19 protein-coding genes are annotated in these 20,117 nt (G+C 64.1%); 9 read left to right on the top strand and 10 right to left on the bottom strand.

Annotated elements, in window-relative coordinates:
• Positions 1-2: 2 nt before the first annotated feature.
• The 6 genes from purF to AFIC_RS09615 form a co-directional block, all read right to left on the bottom strand.
• Positions 3-1,508: an amidophosphoribosyltransferase gene (gene purF / locus AFIC_RS09640; protein ID WP_275246019.1), complete on the bottom strand. Its 1,506-nt coding sequence runs from the start codon at positions 1,506-1,508 to the stop codon at positions 3-5.
• Positions 1,509-1,587: 79 nt separating this feature from the next.
• The gene (locus AFIC_RS09635; RefSeq protein WP_275246018.1) at positions 1,588-2,232 is read right to left on the bottom strand and encodes a CvpA family protein; all 645 of its coding nucleotides are present in this window, start codon (positions 2,230-2,232) and stop codon (positions 1,588-1,590) included.
• 251 nt (positions 2,233-2,483) lie between these two features.
• Positions 2,484-3,896, bottom strand: coding sequence for a DNA repair protein RadA (gene radA / locus AFIC_RS09630; RefSeq protein ID WP_275246017.1), 1,413 nt, complete (start codon positions 3,894-3,896; stop codon positions 2,484-2,486).
• A 79-nt stretch (positions 3,897-3,975) separates the two neighbouring features.
• Positions 3,976-5,181, bottom strand: a complete 1,206-nt coding sequence (alr, locus tag AFIC_RS09625; protein WP_275246016.1) for an alanine racemase — start codon at positions 5,179-5,181, stop codon at positions 3,976-3,978.
• 59 nt (positions 5,182-5,240) lie between these two features.
• Positions 5,241-6,737 (bottom strand): replicative DNA helicase, encoded by a 1,497-nt coding sequence (locus AFIC_RS09620; protein WP_275246015.1) that lies wholly within the window; start codon positions 6,735-6,737, stop codon positions 5,241-5,243.
• Between the two features lie 141 nt (positions 6,738-6,878).
• A complete protein-coding gene (locus AFIC_RS09615) occupies positions 6,879-8,129 on the bottom strand; it encodes an SAM-dependent methyltransferase (protein WP_275246014.1) in 1,251 nt (416 codons plus the stop codon).
• A gap of 408 nt (positions 8,130-8,537) precedes the next feature.
• Between AFIC_RS09615 and AFIC_RS09610 the strand changes: the two genes are divergently transcribed.
• The gene (locus AFIC_RS09610) at positions 8,538-9,311 is read left to right on the top strand and encodes a hypothetical protein (RefSeq protein ID WP_275246013.1); all 774 of its coding nucleotides are present in this window, start codon (positions 8,538-8,540) and stop codon (positions 9,309-9,311) included.
• A gap of 164 nt (positions 9,312-9,475) precedes the next feature.
• On the opposite strand, the gene rplI is transcribed toward AFIC_RS09610, so the two are convergent.
• From rplI to rpsF, 4 genes are all read right to left on the bottom strand, one after another.
• Positions 9,476-10,075: a 50S ribosomal protein L9 gene (rplI, locus tag AFIC_RS09605; RefSeq protein ID WP_275246012.1), complete on the bottom strand. Its 600-nt coding sequence runs from the start codon at positions 10,073-10,075 to the stop codon at positions 9,476-9,478.
• Between the two features lie 56 nt (positions 10,076-10,131).
• Entirely contained in the window at positions 10,132-11,097 is a 966-nt protein-coding gene (locus AFIC_RS09600) for a DUF2232 domain-containing protein (RefSeq protein ID WP_275246011.1), read from the bottom strand.
• A gap of 144 nt (positions 11,098-11,241) precedes the next feature.
• On the bottom strand, positions 11,242-11,481 hold the full coding sequence (gene rpsR / locus AFIC_RS09595) for a 30S ribosomal protein S18 (RefSeq protein ID WP_009339254.1): 240 nt from the start codon (positions 11,479-11,481) through the stop codon (positions 11,242-11,244).
• Between the two features lie 5 nt (positions 11,482-11,486).
• Entirely contained in the window at positions 11,487-11,933 is a 447-nt protein-coding gene (gene rpsF / locus AFIC_RS09590; RefSeq protein WP_275246010.1) for a 30S ribosomal protein S6, read from the bottom strand.
• A 380-nt stretch (positions 11,934-12,313) separates the two neighbouring features.
• Between rpsF and fabD the strand changes: the two genes are divergently transcribed.
• From fabD to AFIC_RS09550, 8 genes are all read left to right on the top strand, one after another.
• Positions 12,314-13,270, top strand: coding sequence for an ACP S-malonyltransferase (gene fabD, locus AFIC_RS09585; RefSeq protein ID WP_275246009.1), 957 nt, complete (start codon positions 12,314-12,316; stop codon positions 13,268-13,270).
• A 15-nt stretch (positions 13,271-13,285) separates the two neighbouring features.
• A complete protein-coding gene (gene fabG / locus AFIC_RS09580; protein ID WP_275246008.1) occupies positions 13,286-14,023 on the top strand; it encodes a 3-oxoacyl-[acyl-carrier-protein] reductase in 738 nt (245 codons plus the stop codon).
• Positions 14,024-14,417: 394 nt separating this feature from the next.
• Positions 14,418-14,657 (top strand): acyl carrier protein, encoded by a 240-nt coding sequence (locus AFIC_RS09575; RefSeq protein ID WP_009339258.1) that lies wholly within the window; start codon positions 14,418-14,420, stop codon positions 14,655-14,657.
• An 84-nt stretch (positions 14,658-14,741) separates the two neighbouring features.
• Positions 14,742-16,007, top strand: coding sequence for a beta-ketoacyl-ACP synthase II (fabF, locus tag AFIC_RS09570; RefSeq protein WP_275246007.1), 1,266 nt, complete (start codon positions 14,742-14,744; stop codon positions 16,005-16,007).
• A 97-nt stretch (positions 16,008-16,104) separates the two neighbouring features.
• Positions 16,105-17,472, top strand: coding sequence for an endolytic transglycosylase MltG (mltG, locus tag AFIC_RS09565; RefSeq protein ID WP_275246006.1), 1,368 nt, complete (start codon positions 16,105-16,107; stop codon positions 17,470-17,472).
• Between the two features lie 131 nt (positions 17,473-17,603).
• Positions 17,604-18,491, top strand: a complete 888-nt coding sequence (locus tag AFIC_RS09560) for a YicC/YloC family endoribonuclease (RefSeq protein ID WP_275246005.1) — start codon at positions 17,604-17,606, stop codon at positions 18,489-18,491.
• Positions 18,492-18,496: 5 nt separating this feature from the next.
• Positions 18,497-19,147 (top strand): guanylate kinase, encoded by a 651-nt coding sequence (gmk, locus tag AFIC_RS09555; protein WP_275246004.1) that lies wholly within the window; start codon positions 18,497-18,499, stop codon positions 19,145-19,147.
• Positions 19,148-19,426: 279 nt separating this feature from the next.
• Positions 19,427-19,657 carry a hypothetical protein gene (locus AFIC_RS09550; RefSeq protein WP_275246003.1) on the top strand — a complete coding sequence of 77 codons (231 nt, stop codon included), beginning with the start codon at positions 19,427-19,429 and terminating at the stop codon, positions 19,655-19,657.
• Positions 19,658-20,117 lie beyond the last annotated feature (460 nt).

The raw sequence follows: 20,117 nt of genomic DNA, 5'->3' as shown, positions 1-20,117 counted from the left end.
ACTCAGCTTGCTTCCGCCAGCAGCGAGAGCTGGTGCTGCGGCTGTTCCACCTGCGTCTGGTCGGTGAGGTGGGTCGGATAATCGCCGGTGAAGCAATGGTCCGAGAACTTCGGATTGGCCGGGTCGCGGCCCGGCTCGCCGACCGCGCGATACATGCCGTCGATAGACAGGAACGCGAGCGAATCCGCGCCGATGATATCGCGCATCTGTTCCAGCGTGTGGGTCGCCGCGAGCAGGCCTCCGCGATCCGGCAGGTCGATGCCGTAATAATCCGGGTTGATGATCGGCGGAGAGGCGAGGCGGAAATGCACTTCCTTGGCGCCCGCGTCGCGCATCATGCGCACGATCTTCTTTGAGGTGGTGCCGCGCACCAGCGAGTCGTCGATCAGGATGATGCGTTTGCCTTCGATCGCGGCACGGTTCGGCGCATGCTTCATGCGCACGCCAAGCTCGCGCACGCTCTGCGTCGGCTGGATGAAAGTGCGGCCGACATAATGGTTGCGGATGATGCCGAGTTCGAACGGCACGCCCGATTCCTGGCTGTAGCCGACGGCGGCGGGCACGCCGGAATCCGGCACCGGCACCACCACATCGACGTCCACATGGCTTTCGCGCGCGAGCTGCGCGCCGAATCCCTTGCGCACTTCATAAACGGAACGCCCGCCGACGATGGAATCCGGGCGGGCGAAATAGATGTACTCGAAGATGCAGGGGCGGGGCGGCTGCGGCGGGAAGGGTTTATGAATCTCGGTGCCCTTCTCGTCGAACACGATGACTTCGCCGGGCTCGATGTCGCGGACATATTTCGCGCCGATGATATCGAGTGCGCAGGTTTCCGAGGCGAGGATCGGGCAGCCGTCGAGTTCGCCGAGCACCAGCGGACGGATGCCGAGCGGGTCGCGCGCGCCGATCAGCTTCTTGTTGGTGAGCGCCACCAGCGCGTAGGCGCCCTCGATGGCGCGCAGCGCCTCGATGTAACGCTCGATGAAGCGGCCGCGCTTGGAGTGGGCGACGAGGTGGAGGACCACTTCGGTATCGGTGGTCGATTGCATCATCGCGCCCTGGCGGACCAGCTCGCGACGCAGCGTAAGGCCGTTGGTGAGATTGCCGTTATGGGCGATGGCGAAGCCGCCGGCATTGAGTTCGGCGAACAGCGGCTGGACGTTGCGCAGGATGGTTTCGCCGGTGGTGGAATAGCGGACGTGGCCGACGGCGTTGTCGCCGGGCAGGCGGGCGATGACGTCGCCGCGCGAGAAGGTGTCGCCGACGAGGCCGAGACGGCGCTCGGAATGGAAGCGATGGCCGTCGAAGGAGACGATGCCGGCGGCTTCCTGGCCGCGATGCTGGAGGGCGTGAAGCCCGAGGGCGGTGATGGCGGCGGCGTCGGGGTGACCGTAGATGCCGAACACGCCGCATTCTTCCCGAAGCGTATCGCCGTCGCCGTGCAGATCGATGTCGCGCTGGTCGCGTTCGCCTGTGGCGGCCGTGCTACCGGAGAAGTTGCTCATCGTGTCACCCAGCCTCCGCGCCATTGAGACGATATCTAGCTGAAACCACCACCCGATTCCCGATCATCATGGCCTACAGTTAACGCCCCGTGGCTTTGCCGTCGATTAACGACTTCATACCGTCGCGCTCCGACTTGGCGTAGCCGCCGGGGTCCGACGGGTTTTCCGTCCGGTTGTCCGGCGCGGAATCGGCCGGCTCGTCGCCGGGCTTGGTTTTCTTGAACCTCTGCAAAATGGTGTTTTCAGGGTCATCCGGCAAGAGCGACATCAGCCAGTCGCCGGTTCCTTGCAGCACGACACGCGATTTTGCGCCGCGAACCCAGTCGGGTTGCTGCTTCTCGGGTACCAGCCATGCAAAAAACAGGAAGGCGACGACCATGATCAGGAGCCCGCGGGCGAGGCCGAACAGGAATCCGAGGGTGCGGTCAAGCGCGCCGATTCGCGAATCCAGGATCATATCGGAGATGCGCACGGTGACGATCGACACCACGATCAGCGTGACGATGAAAATGCCGGCGACGACGGCGACGGTCGCGAGCGTGTCGCTGGCGATGTAGGTCTTCGCGGTCGGCAGCAGCTTCTGGTAGGCGTAAAGGGTGGTGAGCGCCGCAGCGCCCCATGCCGTGATCGACAGCACCTCGCGCACGAAACCACGGATCATCGCCAACAGGCCGGAGAGCAGGAGAACGGCGAGGACGATGATATCGAGAAGCGTGATCGGCATCGGAAGGGCTGTTCCATTCAGGGCGGCGGCCCGAATCGGAGGGCGCGCCGGGTTTCAGGAGACGGCGGAGCGGCACGGCGTGCAAGCCGCGCGGGCGTTGTATAACCAGCCATTTTTCGGGCGTCACGCGATGCGGACCCGAAGGGGCCTTGAATCGGGGGCCTGAGGCGGATTTTTCCCCCGCCTGTGGCTTTTCAAACCGTTCATCCGGCGCCATCGGGCCGCCGATACTTCAAATTTTATCTTTGGGCCTATCCCTGCGCGGCGGGACGCAAGCGCTTCTCGCTTCTTGCTGCGATGTCCGCGACCAGCGAGGTCAGGGAATTCACGGTGTTGAGACTCAATCCGACATCGCCCGCGCCTGCATCTCCGCGCGCGGTCTCCGGCAACACCGCACGGGCGAAGCCGAGCTTGGCGGCCTCCTTCAGCCGGGCGGAGGCTTGCGCGACAGGGCGCACCGCGCCCGACAGCGAGATTTCGCCGAAATAGACGGCATCGACCGGCAGCGGCGCGTTGGCGAGAGATGAGACGAGGGCGGCAGCGGCGGCAAGGTCTGCTGCGGGTTCCTGAATGCGCAGGCCGCCCGCGACATTGAGATAGACGTCATGGCCCGAGAGCTTGATGCCGCAATGGGCCTCCAGCACCGCCAGCACCATCGACAGGCGGCTTGGGTCCCAGCCGACCACGGCGCGGCGGGGCGTGCCGAGCGAGGTGGGTGCGACCAGCGCCTGCAATTCCACCAACACCGGGCGCGTGCCTTCGATGCCCGCGAACACCGCCGTGCCCGGACTGCCGAGATCGCGCTCGGACAGGAACAGTTCGGAAGGGTTGGTGACCTCGCGCAGGCCAAGCCCGGTCATCTCGAACACGCCGATCTCGTCGGTCGGCCCGAAACGGTTCTTGACCGAGCGCAGGATGCGGAACTGCTGGGAGCCTTCGCCCTCGAACGACAGCACGGCATCGACCATGTGTTCGACGACGCGGGGGCCCGCGATCTGGCCGTCCTTGGTGACGTGGCCGACGAGGATGAGCGCCGCGCCGGACTTCTTGGCGAAGCGAATGAGCGCCTGCGCCGAGGCGCGAACCTGCGTCACCGTGCCGGGGGCGGATTCCACCGTGTCGGTCCACATCGTCTGGATGGAATCGATGACGACGAGCCGGGGAGGCGCGCCTTCCGAAAGGGTTGCGATGATGTCTTCAACCGAAGTCTCGGCGGCGAGTTGAACCGCCGCATCCGCCAGACCGAGGCGCGCGGCGCGCAACCGCACTTGCGCCACGGCTTCCTCGCCCGAGATGTAGACAGCGCGATGGCCCGCGCGGGCGAGAAGGCTGGTGGCCTGTGTCAGCAGCGTCGATTTGCCGATGCCGGGGTCGCCGCCGACCAGAAGCACCGAGCCGCGCACGAAGCCGCCGCCGGTGACGCGGTCGAGCTCGGCCATGCCGGACGGCAGACGCGGGGCCTGCTGGGATTCGCCGGTCAGGGATTCCAGCGTGAACAGGCGGCCTTTGCGCTTGGGCCGGATGCTGGCGGGCATCGCGGCCGCCGCGATCGAGTCTTCCTCGGACAGCGTGTTCCACTCGCCGCAGCCTTCGCACTTGCCCTGCCACTTGTTGTAGGCGGAGCCGCAGTTCTGGCAGACGAAGGAAGGGGCATGTTTGGCCATCGGGCACCCGCGAACTGAGATGTTCTATCTTTGTTCTTATTCGGGTTAAAAAGTCAACCCATCCTCGGGCGACGGAGGATCAGGCTGACGTATTTTCCGGTGCGGTCTTGTTGTCTGACGCCGCAGGGTCGTGCGCCACGCCGCCCCGGTAGTCCCGTGCATAGCGATGACCGAGGCTGGTCAGCACCTCGTAGCCGATGGTGCCGAAATGATGCCCGAGTTCGTCGAGCGTGAGCCCGTCGCCGATCAGGGTGACGAAGTGGCCGCGCCGTACCGCGCCGTGCGGCACGTCGGTGATGTCGATCGCCATCAGGTCCATCGAAATGCGTCCGACGATCGGGCAGCGTTGCCCCGCGACAACGGCCTGCGCGCTGCGAGTGCCTTCGATGCCGCTGGCGGCGCGGAAATAGCCGTCGGCATATCCGGCGCTGACGATGGCGAGCCGTGTCGGGCGCTTGGCGTGCCACAGCGCGCCGTAGCCGACCGTCTCGCCCTTCGGCACGTTGCGGATCTGGGCGATGCGGACCTTGAGGCCGACCACCGGCTGCATCGGGTTATCGGCTTCCGGCGTCGGGTTGAGGCCGTAGAGTGCAGCACCGGGCCGCACCAGATCCATGTGAAAGTGCGAGCCGAGAAAAATGCCGGATGAATTCGCCAAAGAGGCGGTGACGCCGCTAAATTCGGACGCGATGCCGCGAAAGGCGGCGAGCTGGCGCGCGTTCATCGCGTTGTTCATGTCTTCGGAGCAGGCGAGGTGGCTCATCACCATCGCGATGCCATGGTCGGCCTGCCGGATGCGCGGCACCAGACCGCGCGCCTCGTCGATCGTCAGGCCGAGGCGGTTCATGCCGGTGTCGATCTGGATGCCGGCGAGGCCGCTCCAGCCGCGCGTGCGGCGGAAGGCGTCCCATTCCGCCAGCTCGTTGAGGTCGCCGATCACGGGGCGGGCGTCGATCCTGGCGAAGTCGTCGCCGCAATTGGCGAAGAAACCATTGAGCACATAGATCGCGGCTTTCGGTGCGGCCTCGCGCGCGAGCTTCGCTTCATCGAGGGTGGCGACGAAGAACGTCTTGCAGCCGACGCTGGCGAGCTTGCGCGTCACGGGTTTTAATCCGCAGCCATAGGCGTCGGCTTTCACCACGGCCGAGCATTCCGCAGGCACGGCGCGGCTTTCCAGCGACTTCCAGTTGGCGGCGAGCGTATCGAGATCGACGGTCAGAACGCCGGTCGCTCCCTGCAACGTGTGCGCATCAATCTGGACCGAGGTATCGGGAAAAGGTGTCATGAAGCAACGCGGCTGGAGGCAAAAGTCAGCCTCTCATATCATGCTTCCCGCGCCAAAGATCAAATATGCGCCGGCATGTGATCGTCTTCGACGAGATCGGCGAAGCGGGTGACGCTGGAATCGAAATGCAGCTTGATGGTGCCGGTGGGGCCATGGCGCTGCTTGCCGATGATGACCTCGGCCTTGCCGTGGACCAGCGACATTTCCAGTTGCCACTTCTCATGTTCCGGCGTCCCGACCTTCGGCTCCTTGTTCTGGAGGTAGTATTCCTCGCGGAACACGAACAGCACCACGTCGGCGTCCTGCTCGATGGAGCCGGATTCGCGAAGGTCGGCGAGTTGCGGGCGCTTGTCGTCGCGCGCTTCCACCTGACGCGAGAGCTGCGACAGCGCGATGATCGGAACATTCAGTTCCTTCGCCAGCGCCTTGAGGCTCGTGGTGATCTCGGTGATTTCCTGCACGCGGTTGTCGGAACGCTTGCCCGATCCCGACAGAAGCTGGATGTAGTCGATGATGAGAAGGTCGAGACCCTTCTGGCGTTTCAGCCGCCGTGCCCGCGCCATCAGTTGCGCGATCGACAGGCCGCCGGTGTCGTCGACGTGGAACGGCAGATGCTGCATCTCGGTGGCGTGATCGCGGATTTTCTCGAAATCGTTTTCGGTGATGCCGCCGCGCCGGATCATGCTCGATGAAATGCCGGTGCGCTCGGAGAGAATACGGGTGGCCAACTGCTCGGCCGACATTTCCAGCGAGAAGAAGCCGATCACGCCGCCGTTGACGGTCTTCATCGTGCCGTCGGGTTGCAGTTCGCCCTGATAGGAGCGCGCGACGTTGTAGGCGATGTTGGTGGCGAGCGCGGTCTTTCCCATCGCCGGGCGTCCGGCGAGGATGATGAGGTCGGATGGCTGCAACCCGCCCATCTTGACGTCCATGTCGCGCAGGCCCGAAGCGAGGCCGGAGAGATTGCCGTCGCGCTGATACGCCGCCGCCGCCATGTCGATGGCGACCGTCAGCGCCTGTCCGAATTTCTGGAAGCCGCCGCCATACTGGCCCTGTTCGGCAAGCTCATAGAGCCGCCGCTCGGCATCCTCGATCTGCGCGCGCGGCGCGAAGTCCACCGGCGCGTCATAGGCGACGTTGACCATGTCCTCGCCGATGCGGATCAGGTCGCGGCGCTGGGAGAGGTCGTAGATCGTGCGGCCGTAGTCCTGCGCGTTGATGATGGTCGTCGCTTCGGCCGCAAGGCGCGCGAGATACTGGCTGACCGTGATGCCGCCGAGATCGGTGTCAGCGGGCAGGAAGGTTTTCAGCGTGACCGGGGTCGCGACCTTGCCCGCGCGGATCAGGCTGGCCGCCGTCTCGAAGATCAACTGGTGGATCGGCTCGAAGAAGTGTTTCGGCTCAAGGAAATCGGAGACGCGGTAGAACGCGTCGTTGTTGACGAGGATCGCGCCGAGCAGGCTCTGCTCCGCCTCGATGTTGTGGGGCGCGGTGCGGTAGGCCGGTGCGCCGGCATCGGGCGCGAGCTTGACAATGTTGGAGTCGGAAACGGCCATGGCAGTCAGATGCGCTTTCAAATTGGCAAAGGCGGGGCAGCTATCAAGCACCTGCACCGCAAGAGGCGTAAGTCAGAACTGACTTTATGCCCGATTCCCACACCCGGCCGTGGAAACCCTGCTTCCCTGTAATTCCGCTTGCTATTCGCCGGCGATTTGGAGTGGGGGAGCTTTTGCCGCTTCCAACCCACGCAACCGCTGTTCCTCCTGCGCGATGTAGTCGCGGGTGATGGGAACCACGCCCTGCCTTTTGCTGAACTGAATCTGGAACACCATCATGTTCTGCTTGCGGAAACTCATTTCCGAGCAGGCGAGATAGAAACGCCACATCCGCACGAAGCGCTCGTCATAAATGCGTGCGGCCTCCTCCTGCCGGGCGAGGAACCGTTCGTGCCAGGCCTTCAGCGTGTCGGCGTAATGCAGGCGGAGGATTTCGATGTCATCCACCAGAAGGCCCGATCGCTCGACGGCGGGCAGCACTTCCGACAGCGCCGGAATGTAGCCACCGGGAAAAATGTATCTCGCGATCCACGGGTTGGTGATATCCGGGCCTTCGGAGCGGCCGATGGCATGCAGAACCATCACGCCGTCGTCCGCAAGCAGTTCGGCGCAGCGGTCGAAATAGGTCTGATAGTGGTCGATGCCGACATGCTCGAACATGCCCACCGAAACGATCCGGTCGAACGGTCCCGGCACCTTGCGGTAATCCTCGAGCAGGAATTTGGCGCGCTGGGACAGCCCCTTGGCCCTGGCGCGCTGGTTCGACATCTCGAACTGCTCGTTGGACAAAGTGACGCCGGTGACGAGGCCGCCCGCGATTTCCGCGATGTAGAGCCCAAGGCCGCCCCAGCCGGAGCCGATATCCAGAACACTCTGATCCGGTTTCACCAGCAGCTTGGCGGTGATGTGACGGCGCTTGGCCAACTGGGCCTCGTCGAGCGACATGTCCGGCTGCTCGAAATAGGCGCAGCTATATTGCCGGTCGGAATCGAGAAACAGCGAATAGATCCGGCTGTCGAGATCGTAATGGCTCTGGATGCGGCGCTTCGCCAGACCCATCGGATTGAACTGATGCCACCGGCGGATCAGAAAGCGCTGCAAGTGATGGAGCTTTGCCCAGCCGGGCAGGTCGTAGGGTTGGGCAAGGACCACGGCGAGGACGTCGGTGATCGATCCTTGCTCGATCACGAGTTCTCCATCCATGTAGATTTCGCCGAAGGCCATCTCCGGGTCGAGCAACAGCCTGCGTTGCGCCGAGGGGGTGGTGAAGCGGACCGTGACGGGTGTGCCGGTCCCGTCGCCGCAGGTGAAGGACTGGCCGTCAGCGGTGATGAAAGTAATTGAACCGTAGCGGAAAAACCGGCGGAGAACGGATTTCAGCAAAAAGCTCATGGGCAGTGGCCTTGGCTCTAATGTGCTATTCCTATTGAACTGGCCCCACGGCCCAAAGTTTCTCCCCTCCAGCCTGCTCCTTCAAGCCCGAATAGGGGGCAGGGTTGGCCATGCCGCATCACCGTAATCTTACCGGTGGGGTGGATCTGACATTCGCGCCGCGCTGGCCGCAGCTTCGCAAAGCGAATGCCAAATCCAAAACCCCACTGAAATCTTATATTTGCCAGCGGTCCTTTGATTCCAGCATTCGCAAACACGTGCTCGAATGGGATGCGAATGCTGGAATCGGATCACCAGGTGTTGCATTCTCAACATTTCCATCCGGCGGATTGTCCGCTAAGGACTTGTCATACGATCATTGACCTCCCGGCATGACGATGCCGGTCGAGCAATTTCTGGAGATCATCTATGTCGAGGCGAGCGCTCAGTCTGGCGGCGGCGGTGCTTTGGATGAGCGCTGCCGGTCCGGCGGCGGCGCAAAATCTCGAGGCCGGTAAAACTCCGGCCCAGATTTTCGCTGCGACATGCGCGGTTTGCCACAAGAGTCCCCATGGGCTGCTCAAGAGCGTGGCGCCCGGTTCTCTCCCCGGCTTCTTGCGCCAGCACTATACAACGAGCACCGACATGGCGGGCGCGATGAGCGCCTACGTCCTGTCGAACGGAGCCGCGAACAGGCGGGCCGGTGACGACCTCACGCGGGAGGGGCGCGAGTTGACGTCGCCGAAGCCGCGGGAGCGGGACGCCGAACCGAAGGAACGACAGGAGCGGCATATCGGGGCCGAGAAGCCCGTGCGCGGACATGCCGCCAAGCCGAAGGACGAAGGAGCGGGCGAGGCCGACGCCAAGGGTAAAAAGCCCAAGGTTGACAGGCGCAAGCCGAAGAATGCTCCCGCGAAGGATGAGCCGAAGGATACGTCCAGGCCGGCACCCGACACGGCTGCACAGCCGAAGCCGGAAGCACCGGTCGCCGCGCCTGCAAGCCCGGCGGAGCCGGCTGCTCAGCCCGAATCCAAACCGGCCGCGCCCGCGCCGGAAGCGCCTGCGAAGAAGCCCGACGAGGCCAAGCCCGCGTCGAACATGCCGGTCTTCAATGTCGAGCCGAAAGCGGACACGGCTCCGGCTGCACCTGCGCCGGACAAGCCGGCCGAGACTGCACCGGCGGGCGCCCCGGCCGCGCAATAGGCCTGTCCCGCCGAGAGCGTTTCAGATTTTTCTGGACGTAGATGATTTGTCATGGCCGGGCATGAACGTCCTTTTGTCCCGGCCATGATGAATTGCGGGTTCAACGCATGAAAAATCCGGCCCGTTTCCGGGCCGGATTTTTCACGATTGCAATGGAGTGAGGCTTACTGCTCGCTCGGGGCCGCTTCCGGCGCGTCGCCATGGTCCTGCGCTTCCGGATCGAAGAACTCGCCGGCAGCCGCGATCGCTTCCGCCGCCGCGTCCTGATCTTCCTGACGCGTGGAGATGTCCTCGCCGCGGTTGATGCGCTCGGCTTCCGCCTCGCTGCGCGCGACGGTGGCGGTCACATGAATCTCGACCTCGGGATGAACGGCGATCGTGATCTTGTGCTGGCCGATTTCCTTGATCGGGTGCTCGAGCAGAACCTGATGACGGCTGAGCGAAACGCCGTCGGCAGCCAGAGCCGCCATGATGTCGCGCACCGAGACCGAACCGAAGAGCTGGCCGCTTTCGGAAGCCTGACGGATGACGATGACGTTGCGGCCCTCGATCTTCTCGGCAACCTTGGAGGCTTCGCCCTTGGCCGCGATGTTCTTGGCTTCGAGGTCGGCCTTCATGCCGTCATACTTGGCGCGGTTCGCCTCGGTCGCGCGCAGCGCCTTGTGGCGCTTGAGCAGGAAATTGCGGGCGTAGCCGTTTTTGACGTTCACGATGTCGCCCATCTGGCCGAGTTTGGCGACGCGTTCGAGCAGGATGACTTCCATTGGTATTCTCCTTGAGAAGAGGTGATAGAGGGATCTCTTGAGGTGAAGGTTAAAGTTCAGCCGGGGTCCGGCAGCCCGCCTTGTTTCCGCCAGTAGCGTTTGCGGATGCCGAAGGCGGCGTCGGCGAGGCCGAGCACGATCGCGCCTGCGAGCGGCCAGCCGATGAAAGCGGTGAGGGCGTAGATGCCGCTCAGCATGAAGGAGCGCCCCGCCATGGTCTGGCTGACGGTGTGCAGGACGGCGAATCCGGTCATGCCGTAGGCGAGCAGCAGCGAGGCGGTGATGATCTTGGCGATCAGCGCGGTCAGCCCGCCGAAGAAGCAGAGCACGAGCGCGATGGCGAGCGCGGCGAGTACCGGCTGCGGCATCTCGGTCGCGCGCAGGTCCGGCCACGGGCGCTTCAGAAGCTGCGAGGTCTGGGCGATCTTGGCCGCGAGCCACAGGTTGAGCGTCAGGGTGAGCATCGCGACCAGCGCGGCCGCGCCGGGGGCGATCGCAACCAGTGCCTCGATGACGGGATCGGGCGCGGTGCCATGGGCGATTCCGCCCTGGTTTGCGACGTCGGAGAGGTGCGTCAAACTTTTACGCATCACACCCAGGATCGTATCGACGTCGGTGCCCAGCGTCAGAAGCGCCCCGGCGGTGGTGAGGGACGCAAAGCCCGCGATCCACACAAGGATGCGGCCGACCGGGTACCAGTCGAGAGTGGACGGCGGGGTGTAGCCGTCATCGTTGGTGCGCGCGAGCAGCGCAAGATGGCCGAGCCAGAGCGCGGGCAGGGCGACCATCACGGCGTAGGCCAGCATGTACATCGGGCCGAAGGCCGCGCCGAGACCGAGCACCGCGGCCACGCCCGCGATAAGCCCGGCCCGCGATCCCCAGCCGAGTGCAACGACCATCAGCGGCAGCGGCGCGAGATAAAACAGCGCAAGCGACAGCACCGCGCCCGATGCGATCGAGGCGAACATCATGGCCGACGCGAGCGCGGCCGCCAGTGCGATGAGAATCGTCGTTGCCATCATCAGCTGTCCCGCCCCCTTCGAGCGGTTAGAGGCTTCTGCCCCAACCATCCACGACTGCTGTCGCCGCCGTGTTATGAAAATCGCTCCTCATGGAGCGCGAAATTTGCTCCTCATCCCGTGGGATGAGGAGCGGAATTGTTCGCCTTAGCGGATCACGTAAGGCAGGAGGCCCAAGAACCGCGCGCGCTTGATGGCGCGGGCCAGTTCGCGCTGCTTCAGCGCGGACACGGCCGTGATGCGGCTCGGCACGATCTTGCCGCGCTCCGACACGTAACGCATCAGCAGCTTGGAATCCTTGAAGTCGATCTTCGGCGCATTCGGACCCGTGAACGGGCAGGTCTTGCGACGGCGGAAGAACGGACGGCGTGCACCAGCGTCAGCCATGATTCTTACTCCTCTACCGATGCGGTTGCGTCTTCGTCACGCGACCGGCGCGGGCCGCGCTCGGAACGGAAACCGCCATCGCGGCCGCCGCCGAATCCACCGCCACGGTCATCGCGCTCGCGATCCCGGTCGGCCTTGCGCATCATCGCGGACGGGCCTTCCTCGAGTTCGTCGACGCGAACGGTCAGATAACGGATGATGTCTTCGTTGATGCGCTCCTGCCGCTCGATCTCGGAAACGATCGCGGCCGGGCCATCGATATTCAGCAGCACGAAGTGAGCCTTGCGGTTCTTGTTCATGCGGTAGGTGAGCGAACGCACGCCCCAGTTCTCGGTCTTGGCGACCTTGCCGCCGAGACCTTCGATCACGGAGGTGATCTGGGTGGTGAATTCTTCGACCTGTTGGGCGCTCGCGTCCTGACGCGCGAGGAAGACATGCTCGTAAAGAGGCATGGGAGTCCTTTCCAGTGTTGGCGCGGGTCCTGGCGGCAAGCCCTTCGAGACCTTCGGAAAGGACCTCGATATTGCTCAGAAGGCGGAAGCACGGGACGACGGGCCGACTGGCCCTGTAACCTCAATCGAACGATGATTGATGAAACCGTCCGTTCAGCTCCCGGCCGGGACCCACGGATGCGCGCTTTATAGGCGATTTGCGGCGGTTGGCAAGGGATTAGCGAGGCGGTTTGAGCCGGATTTGGCGCGAAAATCGAGACGTTTACGGTGGTTTGAGGGGCCATGCGCTCAAAACCGGGGATTTGCCTGCGGTTCCGCGCCGTCAGCTTGACAGCCCCCGGCCTGGCGGTGTCTTACCACCCCACGTTTGGGAGGCCTTTATGACGGCAGCATTTACATTTCCGGGACAGGGTTCGCAGGCCGTCGGCATGGGCAAGGCGCTGGCCGAGGCGTTTCCGGCCGCGCGCGCGGTGTTCGACGAGGTCGATGCGGCGCTCGGCGAGAAACTCAGCACCGTGATCTGGGACGGCCCCGCCGAGGCGCTTCAACTCACCGAAAACACCCAGCCCGCGCTGATGGCGATGTCGCTCGCGACCTTGCGGGTGCTCGAGACGGAGGCAGGGATCGACCTTGCGCGGGATGCCGCGTTCGTCGCGGGCCATTCGCTCGGGGAATATTCGGCGCTGGCGGCGGCGGGCAGCCTGTCGATCGCCGACACAGCGCGGCTGTTGCGGATTCGCGGAACCGCGATGCAGAAGGCGACGCCGGTCGGCGTCGGTGCGATGGCCGCCTTGCTTGGCCTCGACTACGAGACCGCCGTGGCGGCGGCCAATGAGGCCGCACAGGGACAGGTCTGTCAGGCCGCGAACGACAATGGCGGCGGTCAGGTCGTCGTCTCCGGCGACAAGGCCGCGGTGGAGCGCGCGGTCGAGATCGCCAAAGCCAGGGGCGCCAAGCGCGCGATGCTGTTGCAGGTGTCCGCACCGTTTCATTGCCGCCTGATGCAGCCTGCCGCCGATGCGATGGCCGAGGCGCTCGCGAAGGTCACCGTCAACAAGCCGGTGGTGCCGGTGGTTGCGAACATCCTCGCGGGTCCGGTCACTGATCCCGATCAAATTCGCAAGCTGCTGGTGGAGCAGGTCACCGGCACGGTGCGCTGGCGCGAAAGCGTCGCTTATATGGCTGCCCACGGTGTCACGCATTTTCTGGAGATCGGTTCGGGCAAGGTGCTCACCGGCCTCGTGAAGCGGATCGCGGATGGCGCGGTCGGCGTCGCGGTCGGCGGCCCCGGCGACATCGCCGCAGCCAAGGATGCCATCGCCGCCGCGCGCGGGTGATTGAAGGAGACGTTGATGTTCGATCTGACAGGCAAGACCGCGCTCGTCACCGGCGCGACCGGCGGCATCGGCAACGCCATCGCCAGGGCGTTGCACACGCAGGGTGCGACGGTCGCGATTTCCGGAACCCGGCGCGAGGTGCTCGATGCGCTCGCGGGTGAGTTGAAGGAGCGCGTTCACGTTCTGCCGTGCAATTTGTCCGACAAGGATGAGGTCGAGGCGCTGGTTCCGGCATCCGAGAAGGCGATGGGGCAGCTCGACATCCTCGTCGCCAACGCAGGCATCACCCGGGACAATCTCTTTGTGCAATTGCGCGACGAGGATTGGGATCAGGTGATCGACGTCAATCTCACCGCGACCTTTCGCCTCGCGCGCGCCGCGACCAAATTGATGATGCGCAAGCGCTTCGGCCGCATCATCGGCATCACCTCGGTGGTCGGCGTCACCGGCAATGCGGGGCAGGTCAATTACGTGTCGTCGAAGGCGGGCCTGATCGGCATGATGAAGTCGATCGGCCAGGAATACGCCCGGCGAAATGTGACGGCGAATTGCATCGCACCCGGTTTTATTGCGACCGCGATGACGGATGCGCTGAACGACAAGCAGAAGGAAGCCATTCTCGGCAAGGTTCCGGCGGGACGGCTTGGCTCGCCCGACGACATCGCGGCGGCGGCAGTCTATCTGGCCTCCAACGAGGCGGCCTACGTCACGGGCCAGACCATTCATGTCAATGGCGGAATGGCAATGATTTGAGCATCTTGGGAGATTCGTTGTGCCGTTTTATGACGGTTTGACGGTATCGCCCGGCTTGGCCAAGCCCCCCGACCTGTGCTATTCGGATGCCGTCTCGTTGCGCGATGTCCGGTCGTATGGGGAAGGTTTTCGACCGGTCGGACCTCAGGGTCGGGGCGGATTCGCCGCAAAACGGCTGGCCGTTTTGGGGTGGGCGCGCAAGGGGAAGAACGTCGTTGCAGGAAATCAAAACCCTGTATATTCCCGATGCGTCATCTGTTGAGGTTCGCAGGGGACTGTCGGTCTGCGGGTGCGCGGATCGAACCGGGCGGGCGGCATAGAGTTTTTAGAAGGTCAACACCGGCTCGTATCGTTTTACGATCGGGTTAAACGAAGCAAACACGAGGTTGAAACGATGAGTGAGATTGGCGAGCGCGTGAAGAAGATCGTTGTGGAGCACCTCGGTGTCGAACCGGAGAAAGTGGTGGATACCGCGAGCTTCATCGACGACCTCGGCGCCGACAGCCTCGACACTGTCGAACTGGTGATGGCTTTCGAAGAAGAATTCGGTTGCGAGATTCCGGACGACGCGGCGGAGACCATCCTCACGGTTGGCGACGCCACCAAGTTCCTCGAAAAGAACGCGAAGAGCTAAGCTCCTTCTGCGGTAGCTGATGTCGGCGGGTTGTTGTGCGCAACGGCCCGCCGTCTTTCTGTTTGGCACATCGGAGCATCTGATATGAGGCGAGTGGTCGTCACCGGCCTCGGCATGGTCTCGCCGCTGGGGGGCGGCGTGGAGCCGACCTGGAAGCGCATCCTCAACGGTGAAAGCGGCGCGCGGAAGATCGAGCATTTCGATGTCTCCGACCTCACCAGCCAGATTGCCTGCGTTGTGCCGCGCGGCGACGGCACCGAGGGCACCTTCAATCCCGATCTGTGGATGGAGCCGAAAGAGCAGCGCAAGGTCGATGACTTCATCATCTTCGCGATGGCGGCAGCATCCGAGGCGCTCAACGACGCCGGCTGGCATCCGTCCACCGAGGAAGAGCGTTGCGCCACCGGCACGATGATCGGCTCCGGCATCGGCGGCATTCAGGGCATCGGCGAGACGGCCGTGCTGCTGCATGAGCGCGGTCCGCGCAAGGTTTCGCCGTTCTTTATCCCGGGACGCCTCATCAATCTCGCCTCCGGCTATGTCTCGATCCAGCACGGCCTCAAGGGTCCGAACCATTCGGTTGTGACAGCCTGCTCGACCGGCGCGCACGCCATCGGCGATGCGTCGCGGCTGATCATGCTCGGCGATGCCGACGTGATGGTCGCGGGCGGTGCGGAATCCCCGGTCAATCGTCTGGCGATGGCGGGCTTCTGCGCGTTGCGCGCGATGTCCACGAAATTCAACGACAAGCCCACGGCGGCCTCGCGGCCTTACGACGCCGACCGCGACGGCTTCGTGATGGGCGAGGGCGCGGGCATTGTGGTGCTCGAAGAATACGAGCACGCGAAAAAACGCGGCGCGAAGATCTACGCCGAAATCGTTGGCTACGGTCTGTCCGGCGACGCCTATCATATCACCGCGCCGGCATCCGATGGCGATGGCGCCTATCGCTGCATGAGTGCCGCGATGAAGCGCGCGGGCCTTCTTGCCTCCGACATCGACTACATCAATTCCCACGGCACCTCGACGCCGCTCGGCGACGAGATCGAACTGGGCGCGGTGCAGAAGCTGCTGGGCAACACGGCCTCGAAGGTGGCGATGTCATCGACGAAATCGTCGATCGGCCATCTGCTCGGCGCGGCAGGAGCCGTGGAGGCGATCTTCTGCGTGCTGGCGCTGCGCGACAATATGGCGCCTCCGACGCTGAACCTCGACAATCCGTCGATCGAGACCGCCATCGATCTTGTGCCGCACAAGGCCAAGTCACGCGAAATTAATGTCGTCCTGTCGAACTCGTTCGGTTTTGGCGGCACCAATGCATCGTTGATCATGAAGCGGGTGGTGAACTGAGGGGGACGCCTCGGCTTCACCGCGAGAGAACTTTCGGTCATATTGCGATCCCAAGTTTGTGCGAGAGATCGGGCCAGAACGGATTCGGATTTCGGACATGAGTCAAAGGCCTCCCATTGAACCGCGCAGCCCGCGCGCGGCGTTAGAGCCGCAGCAGGTTCCGCCTCCGAAGCGTTCCGACAGCGCGCGCAATCCGTTTGTGATCGCGGGCAACGCCATCATCACGATTCTCCTGGTCCTGATGCTGGGCGCGGGCGGTCTTTATATCTACGGCAAGCAGATGCTGGCCGCGAAAGGGCCGCTGACCGCCGACAAGGTCGTCAATATTCCGCCGCGTGCTGGCATGACGGACATCGGCGACATCCTGTTGCGCGAAGGCGTCATCAAGGCGGACCGCTGGACCTTTATCGGCGGCGTGCTGGCGCTCAACGCGCGCACCTCGCTCAAGTCGGGCGAATTCCTGTTCCAGAAGAATGCGAGCCTGTCGGATGTCATCGGAACCATCGTCGATGGCAAGGTGGTGCAGCATGCCTTCACCATTCCGGAAGGTCTGACATCGGAACAGATCGTCCAGCGCTTGCAGGATAACGACATCTTCGCAGGCTCGTTGCGCGAGGTGCCGCGCGAAGGCACGCTGCTGCCGGACACCTACAAGTTTCCGCGCGGCACGCAGCGCGAGCAGGTGATCCAGCGCATGCAGCAGGCGCAGAAGCGGCTGCTCGCGGAAGTCTGGGAGCATCGCAATCCCGATCTGCCATTACGTTCGCCGGAACAGCTCGTGACGCTGGCATCCATCGTCGAGAAGGAAACCGGCCGCGCCGACGAGCGAAGCCGCGTCGCCTCGGTGTTCGTCAACCGGTTGCGCCAGAAGATCAAGCTGCAATCCGATCCGACCATCATCTATGGCCTTGTCGGCGGCAAGGGCACGCTCGGACGGCCGATCAAGCGCAGCGAGATCCAGCAGCCGACGCCATACAACACCTACGTCATCGAGGGGTTGCCGCCGGGACCGATCGCCAATCCGGGACGCGCCTCGCTTGAGGCGACCGCCAATCCCGCGCGCACGCGTGACCTGTATTTCGTGGCTGACGGCACCGGCGGGCATACGTTCACCGAGAATTATAACGAGCATCAGAAAGCGGTGGCGAAGCTGCGCTCGATCGAGCGTCAACAGAACGACGCCGCCGCGCCGGACGACGTGCCGCCTCCGGTCGCAGTTCCCTCCAGCGCGCCATCCGAGCCCGCTGCCGCGCAGCCGCAGCCTCCGGCCGCGCCCGCCAGACGCGCCGCGCCGAAGGCCGCTCCGAAATCATCTCACGGCAAGCAATCGCTGGCTCCCAAGGCCGGTGATGCATGGGCGGGCGTGACCTCGGCGGCGGCGCAAACCCGCAAGCCGGCATCCCACGCCAGACCGGCCACGGCATCGGCCCACGCTGCGGCGGATACGGCTTCCGCAACGCGCTGAATTTCAGGCAATTCGCAGGAAATTCTCAAGGGACGGACGCCAAAACGGTCTGCACCATGGCCCAATTCGGGGTATGGTCGCGGCGGTTCACGCACAGCGAATCCATCTGATTTGAACGGAGCTTTTCGACAATGGCGTTGTCGAGCATGACCGGCTTTTCGCGAAGCCACGGCACCAGCGGACCTTATACGTTCGAATGGGAATTGAAGTCGGTCAACGCCAAGGGTCTGGACCTGCGTGTGCGCCTGCCGCAGGGGTGGGACGATCTCGAAGGCACGGTGCGCAAACGGATCGGTGAGGCGGTGTCGCGCGGCACGGTCTATGCCAACCTCACCGCCAAGCGCGCGGGCTCCGCTTCTGTCGCGCGCATTAACGACGACATTCTCGCTTCGGTGCTCGCCACCGCGCGCGATCTCGCAGCAAAGACAGGCGCCGCGCCGCCGACGGTCGATGGCCTGCTGGCGGTGAAGGGCGTGATCGACATTGTCGAGCCCGAGAGCGACGAGGCCGAAATCGCCGCGGCCAAGGCCGCCGCCATCGCCGCATTCGAGACGGCGCTGTCCGGCCTTGTCGAGATGCGGGATCGCGAAGGCGTTTCGCTCGGCGAGATCCTGACGCAGCGCGTCAACGACATCGAGCGGCTTGCGGCGAAAGCCGAGGCCGCGCCGGGGCGCAAGCCGGAAGCGATCAAGGCGCGCCTCGCCGAGCAGATCGCGACATTGCTCGATGCGTCGGATCGCTTCGATCCGGACCGGCTGTCGCAGGAAGCGCTGCTGATCGCGACCAGGGCCGACATCCGCGAGGAGCTCGACCGGATCGGCTCGCATGTCGCACAGGCACGCGAGCTGTTGGCGAAGGGCGGCCCGGTCGGACGGCGGCTCGACTTCCTGTCGCAGGAATTCAACCGGGAAGTGAACACCACCTGTTCGAAATCGAACGATGTCGAACTGACCAATATCGGCCTCGAGATGAAGAACATCGTCGAGCAGTTCCGCGAGCAGGTTCAGAATCTGGAGTGACCGCGATGGTTCGCAATGCGCTCGCCGGAGAGCGGCGTGGCCTGATGTTCGTGTTGTCGTCGCCATCCGGCGCGGGCAAGTCCACGCTGTCGCGGATGCTGATCGAGAAGACGCCGGGCCTGCGGATGTCGGTATCCGTCACGACGCGCGCGAAGCGGCCGGGGGAAGTCGAGGGCGATCATTATTACTTCGTCGACAAGGAGCGTTTCGACGAGATGGTTCGGAAAAAAGAACTGCTCGAACATGCGCCGGTGTTCGACAATCATTACGGCACGCCGCGCCATGCGGTGGAGAAGGCGCTGTCCGCAGGTGAGGACGTGCTGTTCGATATCGACTGGCAGGGCACGCAGCAACTGCGCGAGAAGGCGCGGGCCGATGTCGTCAGCGTGTTCATCCTGCCGCCGTCGGCGCAGGACCTTGAAAGGCGGCTTCATACCCGCGCGCAGGATTCCGACGCGGTGATCCGTGGCCGCATGGATCGCGCGGCGCATGAACTGAGCCATTGGGCCGAGTACGACTATGTCGTGCTCAACAACGATCTCGATCAGGCCTTCAGCGAGGTCGAGACGATCCTGCGTGCCGAACGGCTGAAGCGCGAGCGGCAGACGGGGCTGTCGGCGTTCGTGCGCGGATTGCAGGATCAGCTAGAGAAATAACATTTTCCTGCTCGTGCGCGGCGCGACGCAGAAGCTGCTCGATCTCGTCGAGGTCCTGCGGTGCCAGCGATGCGCGCGCGGCGGATGCCCATCGCGATGGTGCGATCATCTGATCGTAGGACGGGGCCATCGGAGCCGTGCCTTCGTTCCTGTCGCCCCATATGTCGCGGCGAGGGCCGGGCGTGTTGCGTGCAGCGTGCTCTGCTCGTCCGAAATACCGGAACGTGACGAATCCGAGAATGCCCGCGAACCCCAGGGCGATGAGGAGTGCGCCGAGCATTGTCCGCCACGATGAAAGACTGGCGGGCTGATCGGACGGCGCGGCGTTTTGATCTGGTGTGGCGGTTGTGGACTGTGCGGCAGGCGAGGGAGATGCTGCCGGAGCGGGTTCTGCGTCTTGCGATGGCGCTGGTTGCAGAGGCGCGGGCTGCGAATTCGCAAGTGATGTCGATTGCCCTGTGGTCTGGCTTGTTGGGCGAAAGGCATCTGCGTCCGGCCATTGCTGCGTGAGCAGCGGCGCGGACGCGATGCTGTCAGATGTTGCTTGCGTCGCCGCAGGTTCGCTTGCTTCGGTCGCGGTCGCGGTCGCGGCTTTCGGTGTGAACGGCGCTGCCCGCGAAGGTTTGGCGGTCGGTTGCTCCGGAGCCTCGGCGCGCGCATCGAGATCCTGCCGGGTCGCGGGCTTCGCGTCCGACGTGGATGAGGCTTTGGGTTGTGCTGCCTGCCGCGTGGTTATCTTCGCGCCGGCCTCGCCGAGATACCAGCACTTGCGCCCGGCGCTGCGGTCCGTGTGGTAATACCAATGCTTGCCTTGAGGTGCCGCACCTTTGGGTACGGGCTGGCAGGCATCGGCATTGGCCTGCTGTGCCGGAGGCGCTTGCTGTCCGGAGGTCGCTGCCTGTTGTGCGAGCGACGGCGTTAGGCCGCAGAGAACGGCGATCAGGGCCATCGGCGCAAGTTTGAAATTCCG

This window comes from [Pseudomonas] carboxydohydrogena (genome assembly GCF_029030725.1).
Classification (GTDB): Bacteria; Pseudomonadota; Alphaproteobacteria; order Rhizobiales; family Xanthobacteraceae; genus Afipia; species Afipia carboxydohydrogena.
The sequence above is the reverse complement of the archived record's forward strand: the minus strand, read 5'-3'. Positions and strand labels throughout refer to the sequence as shown.